The sequence below is a fragment of the Ferruginibacter sp. genome, from assembly GCF_031430955.1.
Taxonomy (GTDB): Bacteria; Bacteroidota; Bacteroidia; order Chitinophagales; family Chitinophagaceae; genus Ferruginibacter.
Genome location: NZ_JANPCM010000257.1, coordinates 1 through 8,429 on the forward strand (window position 1 = coordinate 1; position 8,429 = coordinate 8,429).

7 protein-coding genes are annotated in these 8,429 nt (G+C 35.3%); 1 reads left to right on the top strand and 6 read right to left on the bottom strand.

Features of this window, described 5'->3' with window-relative positions; translation table 11 throughout:
* From ACY65O_RS07195 to ACY65O_RS07205, 3 genes are all read right to left on the bottom strand, one after another.
* Positions 1-265 (bottom strand): lipoyl domain-containing protein (locus ACY65O_RS07195; RefSeq protein WP_462220175.1); only part of this gene is annotated, 265 nt, incomplete at its 3' end.
* Positions 255-2,177: a dehydrogenase E1 component subunit alpha/beta gene (locus ACY65O_RS07200; protein WP_462220176.1), complete on the bottom strand. Its 1,923-nt coding sequence runs from the start codon at positions 2,175-2,177 to the stop codon at positions 255-257. The genes ACY65O_RS07200 and ACY65O_RS07195, both read right to left, overlap by 11 nt.
* A gap of 149 nt (positions 2,178-2,326) precedes the next feature.
* Positions 2,327-3,490 carry a glycosyltransferase family 4 protein gene (locus ACY65O_RS07205; RefSeq protein ID WP_462220177.1) on the bottom strand — a complete coding sequence of 388 codons (1,164 nt, stop codon included), beginning with the start codon at positions 3,488-3,490 and terminating at the stop codon, positions 2,327-2,329.
* 132 nt (positions 3,491-3,622) lie between these two features.
* Here ACY65O_RS07205 and ACY65O_RS07210 point away from each other — a divergent pair, with 132 nt between their 5' ends.
* Positions 3,623-4,966: a hypothetical protein gene (locus ACY65O_RS07210; protein WP_462220178.1), complete on the top strand. Its 1,344-nt coding sequence runs from the start codon at positions 3,623-3,625 to the stop codon at positions 4,964-4,966.
* Positions 4,967-4,984: 18 nt separating this feature from the next.
* Here ACY65O_RS07210 and ACY65O_RS07215 read toward each other — a convergent pair whose 3' ends face one another.
* From ACY65O_RS07215 to ACY65O_RS07225, 3 genes are all read right to left on the bottom strand, one after another.
* Entirely contained in the window at positions 4,985-5,977 is a 993-nt protein-coding gene (locus ACY65O_RS07215) for a glycosyltransferase family 2 protein (protein WP_462220179.1), read from the bottom strand.
* A gap of 269 nt (positions 5,978-6,246) precedes the next feature.
* On the bottom strand, positions 6,247-7,404 hold the full coding sequence (glf, locus tag ACY65O_RS07220) for a UDP-galactopyranose mutase (protein ID WP_462220180.1): 1,158 nt from the start codon (positions 7,402-7,404) through the stop codon (positions 6,247-6,249).
* A gap of 53 nt (positions 7,405-7,457) precedes the next feature.
* A partial coding sequence (locus ACY65O_RS07225; RefSeq protein WP_462220181.1) for a glycosyltransferase occupies positions 7,458-8,429 on the bottom strand: 972 nt, incomplete at its 5' end.

Here is an 8,429-nt window from a genome sequence, read left to right on the forward strand (position 1 = left end):
AATTTTCGGGGTATTCATTTGTTTTATTAATTACGGCAAATACTTCTCCTACTTTTATTGTATCGCCAGTTTTAAAAGCAGGGTAAAACACAAAGCCCTCTTCAGGAGCTTCTACATCAATATCCGCTTTGGAAGTTTCGAAACTCCCTATGAGCTGCCCTTTTTTTACTTCTTCGCCATTTTTATAAATTATAGAACTTATTTTATAACTATCGTCGCTTACTGTTTCTTTTGGTGTAAGTATTTCTATAATATTACTGGCCATTTTTAAGTTCTTTTATACTTTGTAAAATAGTTTGGGGATTGGGTAAAAGATTATTTTCGGCAGTAAAAGAGCAGGGGATAATGGTATGGTTATTCATCCGCATTGTCTTTTTAACCGGTATGGATTGTTCTGCCAGGGTTGCAATAATTTCGGCACCCAGTGCTGCAAATCCCGGGCCTTCTTCCACCATTAAAAGCCTGCCTGTTTTATTTACTGATTCGGCAACCGGCGAAATATCCAGCGGATGTAAACAGGCAGGGCAAATAATTTCGCAAAGAATATCTGCTTCATCAAATGCCAGTTGCACAGCTTTTTCTACATCTTCCAGCATGCCTCCATAACAAACAACGGTTACATCTGCAGTTACATTTTCCGGACTAATTCTTATTGATGGGAAAACATCTTCTGTTTGTTCAATTAAAAATCCATCAATAACACCTTCATTTAATTTTCTGGTATACAAAATTTTATTTTCAATTACCAGCACCGGATCATTACAGGTTTCAAAAATGGCATCATATATTATTTCGGGATGCAACCGGTGATTAAGCGCCAGCACTGTTAAATCCGGAATACCTAAAAAGAATTTTTCTATCGATTGGCTGTGTGTAGGGCCGTACCCCCTTTTACCTCCCATGGGTGTACGAATCACCAGTGGAACATTAACCCTGCCATTAAACATTTTTTTAAATTTGCAGGCATGCTGCAACAACTGATCTAAACAAAGAGTGAGAAAATCGCCAAACATTATTTCTATAATTGGCCTGAACCCTTCTACAGCAAGCCCTGTTCCTATACCAACAATTGCCGCTTCGCTTATAGGAGTGTTTCTTATTCTTCCCGGGAAAAGATCGCTCAGATTGCCTGTTACTTTAAATGCGCCTCCATACGGCTTTTCTGTAAAAGAAGAAAGATTTTGAATATCTTCTCCAATCATTATAAAGGCATCATTACTGAAATGTTTTTTAAATGTTTCGTGCAGTAATACATTAAATCTTTTATCTGACCGGGCAGTTACTTTTTTATACCTTATATTTTTTTGAAGTTGGGGTTGCGGTAAATTAGTATAAAATGTGAGGGTTTCTGCAGCTTCTGCAGCAACAAGGCATTCTTCTATTTTTATTACAGCGAGTGTTTCCATTTCCAGATATTGATCCGGAAAATTTTCTTTAAAAATATTCAGGTAATCTTTTTTCTGTGCCTCCGATACTTCATCCACCCTTCTGTTGTCATCGCTTTTAGAATGTGAATTCAGGCGCTGGGTATGTATTTCCAGTACGCAGGGCTTTCCATTGTTTCTTACATAGTCTTTAGCTTTTGCACAAATTTCTAAAAGTGTTTCAAGGTTTTGTGTTGAGGTTTCAAAATAAGTTAATCCAAACCCTTCCACCCGTTTTTGTACTGAGCCGGCAAAAGTTTGCTGCATACTGGTAGATTGAGCAAAGCCGTTATTTTCCAGCACAAACAATACTGGCAGCTCCCAAACTGCTGCGATATTAAAAGACTCATAAAGAATACCCTCGCCCAATGTTCCATCACCTGTAAAAGAAATTGCAATATTATTGTTATTTCTTAATTTGTTGGCAAGTGCTATGCCGCTGATTACGGGAGTCATTCCACCCTGTATGCCATTAGACAGGTATTTATGATTTGCTAAATGCTGGCTTCCGCCAATGCCTCCTGCCGAACCACTTTTTTTTCCAAGTATTTCCGCAATTAACCCTTTTACATCGCCAGTTCTGGCAATATAATGCCCATGGCCCCTATGATTTGATACAATAAAATCGTCAGTTAAAAGGTTATTTAAAACTGCAACTGCTGATAACTCCTGCCCCACACAGGTATGGACTGTGCCATTTAATTTACCCTGAGAAAAAAGTTCCAGCAATTTTTCTTCAGTTTTCCTTATCAAAACCGCCTGTTTTATATAGGGTAACAGAGGTATAGGTAAATCCCGTGTTTTCCCCTTTATTTCCTGCAATTGATTATTCATAATTTAAGTGAGCAAAGATAATGAATACAGGATATATGCTTAAACAGCCTGTTCTTTATTTGTAAATGTTAGTTTGGCTGGTTTATTAAGAATTGGTACTGCTGCAATAATGATTGCCAGATATTTTCCCTGCGAAAGTCCGTTTCTATTACTTCTGCTAATTTTTGTGCCATCATTTTCATTCCATTAAAATTTGTAAAGGCAAATGCTATTTGCTCTTCCATTTGTTGTTGATTGCCACACTCAAAAAGTAACCCGGTTTGTTTATGCTGAACAATATCTATGTTTCCTGCAATACGGCTGCAGATAATGGGCAGCTCCATTGCACCAGCCTGCAACAGTACATTAGGAAAACCTTCCCGGTGAGAAGGGAAAACAAAGTAATTGGCAATATGCATAAAGTATTCTACCTGCTGTGTCCATTTAATATGTATAATGTTGGTATTAGTTTTTATTTGCTGCATTAGTTTTTCGGGTAAAGGATCCAGTTCCTGTTCATAATCTCCTACTAAAATTAATTTTAGAGCTGTATATTTTTTTTGCAGCGATAGAAAAACATTTACCAGCTCCACAATGCCTTTATCTGCTACCAGCCTGCCAATACAAAGCAGGTAAGTATGCTCTGTTGAATAATTTATACTGCTCTTTATTTCCTGCAGGCTGTTTTCGTTAATGGCCTCTTTACAAAAACGTTGGGTATTTATACCGTTGGTAGATCCTTTGCCAATAATAGTTAATTTAGCCGGGCTTGTAAATTTATTTTCAACAATATAATTGTATAAGGATTTACTGTTGGGCCAAACATAGTTTGCAGCACTGTAAGTAAGTTTTTCAATAAATTTCAGCAACTGCAGTTTAAACCCTTTTTCCACCATTAAAGGCATACCGGCTACAGTATGTACTCTTATTTTTACGCCGCAGATTTTTGCGGCTAACATACCCAGTAAGCCAGCTTTGGGTGTATGAGAATGTACAATATCCGGTTTCTCTTTTTTAAAAATCTTTATTAGTTGTATAAGACATTTTAAATCCTGCAATGGAGTTATCTTTCTCGTCATAGGGACAATGATATGCCTGCATTCTTCATTTTTAATCACATCTTTAAGTTCTGGACCATCAGCACTTATCATTAACACTTCAAATCCGTTTTGCTGCATAAACTGCATTTTCCCTGGCAATAAATAAAGCAATTCCATTGGCACTGTAGTAATACGAATGAGTTTTTTATGCATACAATATCAGTAAGCTGCAAAATAACTTCTTAATTTGTAAGTGTGCGCCACAAATTAAGATAAATTTGATTTTTAAAACTTTACCAATATAAAAAATACAGCAGGTGTTTTAAATTAAATTACTTTTATTATATGGGAATTGCAGATTTGATATTATATCCGGTTTATTTACTGCTGTTCTATCTTTTTTTTAGCAGTGGCCGAAAAAAATTAAATGACCCTGTTTTACAGGTTTATCACCAGCATGGTTTTTGGATAAAAGCGCTGGCAGTAATTCCTTTTGTACTTTTTAACTGGAAAATTTCTCCCGGCGATTCTTATGTGCTTTATCAGGTAGAGGGGGTTAACATATATAAACTCATTTTAAAAGATTTTTCCAACGTCCGCTTTCTTCTTTCCCCTGGAACAGTGTATGACGAAAGCGGCCTTTTGGCAGACCCCTGGAACCTAGGCTACTGCAGGGATGTTAATAATTTTACAGTATGCCGGATTGTAACCTTACTTTCATTTTTTTCTACAGGTAAATATCTTATCACCTGTTTATTTTTTTCCATGATTTCATTTTCGGGAGTATGGCGTTTATATCGCTTCTTTTATGCTTTGTATCCGCACCTGCATAAACAATTAGCTATTGCCATCTTATATTTACCCACATTTGTTTTTTGGAGTTCGGGTATTTTAAAAGACCCGTTATGTACAGGCGCACTTGGTTGGCTTACATTCGCTCTTTATGAAATACTGGTTAAAAAGAAAAATTTACCTACAAACATGTTTATTATAATAGCAGCAGGATATACCTTGGTTGCACTTAAAATTTATATACTTGTATCGTACTTACCGTTTTTTCTTTTGTTTTTAGCATTAAAAAACTTAAACCTTTTAAAAAGTTCTTTTGCCAAAATTACTGTGGGTACTATTATGCTTATTGGTATAATGATAAGTTTTACCAGAATAATGAATCAGCTGCAGGATTCAATGGTAAAGTTTGCAGGTAAGGGTATCACTACTACAATAAAAAATTATCAACAAAATTATGCCGCTCAAGGCGACATAGCAGAATCTAATTTTTCTTTAGGCGTAGAATTTGACGGTTCTGTATCAAGCCTTATTAAAATGGCACCTGCCGCAGTTATTGCAACGTTGTACAGGCCATTTATTTGGGAAACCCGAAAGCCTTCCACCTTACTTTCTTCGTTAGAAAGTCTTGCAATTATACTTCTTACTCTAAAAGCTTTTCGCAGTGCAGGTATAGTAAAATTTTTCAGGCTATGGACCGATCCCACTATTATGTACTGTATTGGGTTCTCTTTATTTTTTGCCTTATTTGTGGGTGCAACCACTCCCAACTTTGGTACTTTATGCCGCTATAAAATCCCCTGCATGCCCTTTTATGTTATTGCCATGTTTCTTATACTGGACATAACAAATAAGAAAAAAGAAATCCTGCTTAAAAATAAGCAGGATGTTGAGGTGTAGTTTTCGAGGTTTAATATTTTACCTGGTTTGCATTTTCTTAACCATACCAGCTGGTGTAAATAATGCAGCCCAAACATTTTTAATGGAGTTTATAAAACCATTATTGTAATTATTTTCTGCGTTACTTTTTAATTTCTCTAAAATCAGCGGTGGTGTTACATTGAAATTATTTGTAAACGCATCTGCTGCAGGCCATAAAAGAAAGTTTAGTTTTTTTAATTTATCTGTTTTTTGATACACTAACACTATACCTGCAAATGCTGCTAAAAAACAACAGTAATTAATAAGTGCCAAAATTTTGTTGCTGAATTTTGCTTTATGAATGTGCAGCCTGTTACGAATATAGAAATACATTTTCCATGCTGTTTTATAATCCCAGTCCTGCTTATAAGAAAATGCAGCTGCCGGGTGATAATGAATACTGTCAGCAACTGTACAAACAGGGATTTCGTTTTGCTTAACTATCCTGTAGTAATATTCACTCTCATCGCCCCAAAGAAAAAATTTTGGCTGCGGCACACCCACTCTTTCAATAATTCTTCTGTGCAGCATGGTGCCGTTAAAAGGATGTCCAATGCCTTCAATTATTTTATTTTTAACTTCATCAATGGTTTTGTATTCGCCGGTTTTCCAAACAAAAGATTTTTTATTTTCTTTATCTAATACAGCACAATTGTATAATCTTAATGTGCCGTCATCTGCTTCTAAAATATTATTTAATGCATCTTCTTTAGGGTAACCATCATCATCCATGCACCATATCCACGAATAGCCATTTTTATAAGCCCAGTTTATACCTGTGCTAAAACCACCGCTTGATCCTACATTTTTTTGATTGATGAAATGAATATCTGGTTGCTGCTGCAACCATTGTTCTGTATTATCTGTACTGCCATTGTTTACAATTAAAATTGCATCTGGCTTACGTGTTTGATTACGCAGTGCGGTTATACATTCAGAAAGCAGTGCCTGACGATTGTATGTAACAACCACAGCAATTACCTTTTCCATAGGAGGGTAAATTTGGTTTTTTTAATAAGATTTGGACAATGATATAACGGTACTCAAAAATGATTATTGCATATCGTCTAATTAAAAAAATAATTAGTTAGCAATACCCACGTTTTATAGCAGTAGCAATAAAAAATAGAGACTTTTTACTACGTAGTTTTACGATAAGTGACGAATGCTTTATAGTTATTATCAGACAAACGTATGATAACAATTTAATTGCAGATAAAAATTATTTCTATCTGCTCAAAAAAATAATGATGATGCACTTAATTTTCGTCGTTAGGGAAAACGGGAAGAGTGCCGCCATTAGCTGCAGCGTACATAAACAAATTTGAAAAATTGAGCGCTTCGCCAATTACATTATGCATATCCATATATCTGTATGTAGCAAGCCTTCCCAAAAAAGATACTTTGTGCTGTAGTTGTGCATCGCTGCGGTACTGCAGTAGTAATTGTTTATCGTTAGCCAGGCGTTTAGGATAATAAGGTATATCTGATGGCCCGGTTTCTTTACTGAATTCTTTAAAATAAACAGTTTTATCGTGTTGCTCCCAATAAGTAAAATGTTTGGGCTCTGTAATCCGTGTATAAGGCACTTCTGTATTACAATAATTCATTTGCGTTACGCCCTGGTAATCGCCATCGGCATAATGTTTTTCAAATGTTACAGTCCGGTAACCAAGTCTGCCATATTTAAAACTAAAATAAGCATCAATAGGGCCAGTGTAAAAAACATGGTCATAGCTGCTTACATCATCCACAGGATTAAATTTTTTATTAAGAGAAACGTAAATGTTTTTATTATCAATTAATTTTTCAATTAATGCAGTGTAGCCGTCAACCGGTATGCCTGTATAAATATTATTGTGATAGTTGTCGTCGTAATTAAATCTTACCGGAATTCTTTTTAAAATGGATGCAGGCAATTCTGTTGGCTCACAGCCCCACTGCTTTTTGGTGTAACCATAAAAAAATGCGTAATACAATTCCTTACCAATAAAACGTAAAGCCTGCTCTTCAAAATTTTGTGGATCTGTTATAGTTGTATCTGCAAGTGTTTCTAAAAATTCTTTTGCCTGCAATGGTGTAAACGATTTACCAAACAACTGGTTGATGGTATGCAAATTAACCGGCAATGAATATATTTTACCATCACTCATTGCTTTTACCCTGTGTACATAAGGCTTAAATTCAACAAAGCTGTTTACAAAATCCCAAATTTCTTTTTTATCAGTATTAAAAATATGTGGGCCGTACTGATGTACCATTATACCTGTTTGCTCATCACGTTTAGTGTGGCAGTTACCCCCAATATGATCCCTTTCGTCCCAAATATCAATGGTGCAATCAAGTTTACCAATCAACTGATTGGCTAAAACTGTCCCCGAAAATCCAGCACCAATAATTAAGTATTTTTTTTTCATCAATCAGGTATAAAGTTCTTTATAAAAAATAAACAAAGCTTATGCAAAATAATTTATTGAAGTAATATACTGCTGTAAATTATATTATATTTTTCAATAGCCGATTGTAGAGAGTAAAACTCTTCAGCACCTCGTTTAATTATGTCAGTATCAAAAGTAATACCTGTTGCAATTTTTTTCGCAATCGTTTCATACTCCTGTTCATTAAACTGATGAATTATCAGGCCAGAGTGATATTTTTCTACAATTGTTTGCACATCACCCACACCACTGTTTGTTATTAAAGGGATGCCCATTGCCATAATTTCGCCATGTTTTGTTGGCGAAGATGATTGTTTGGAATAGCACGGTTTTATAAAAAAAATCGAAAGCTGACTTAACGATAATAAAAGCGGTACCTGGTGCCTGCTTGCTTTTTTTGTAATAATTTTATCAGCACCAATATTATGTTTAACTGCAGCTGCAATTATTTCATCGTGGCGGTGGGGTGAAATAAATAAAAATTTTGCCGCCGGTATTTTATTACTGAGCACACTGCAAAACTCCAGCATTTCATCAGTAAGATACCAGCCACCAATGGATCCCAAATAGCTTACTACAAAATCGTTTCCATTTATTCCTAATTCGTTTTTTAAACTATTTTTTTCAGATTCGTTTATTTGTTCCGGATTAAAAAGTTCTAAATCGGCACTGCAGGGAATAACCTTTAATGGTATATCTTTTTTATACTCCGGCCAGTTTTTAATAATTTTTTCTGCAGCATAAGTAAGGCAAACAATGCCATTACTTTCTGCAACTGCCTGGGTTTCTTTTCTTTTAAAAAAATTGTATATTATTTTAAACAAAGGATTTTTCATATCCCACATTTTTCCATCCACCCTGCTGTCTGCAAAAAATTCTCTAATGTCGTTAAGAAATTTTATACCAAATTTTTTTTTCATCCACAAACCTACAAGCGCAGGAACGCCGGGCCGTGTATGCACCATATCTATTGTATATTTTTTATGAATTTTTTTTGCCTCTCT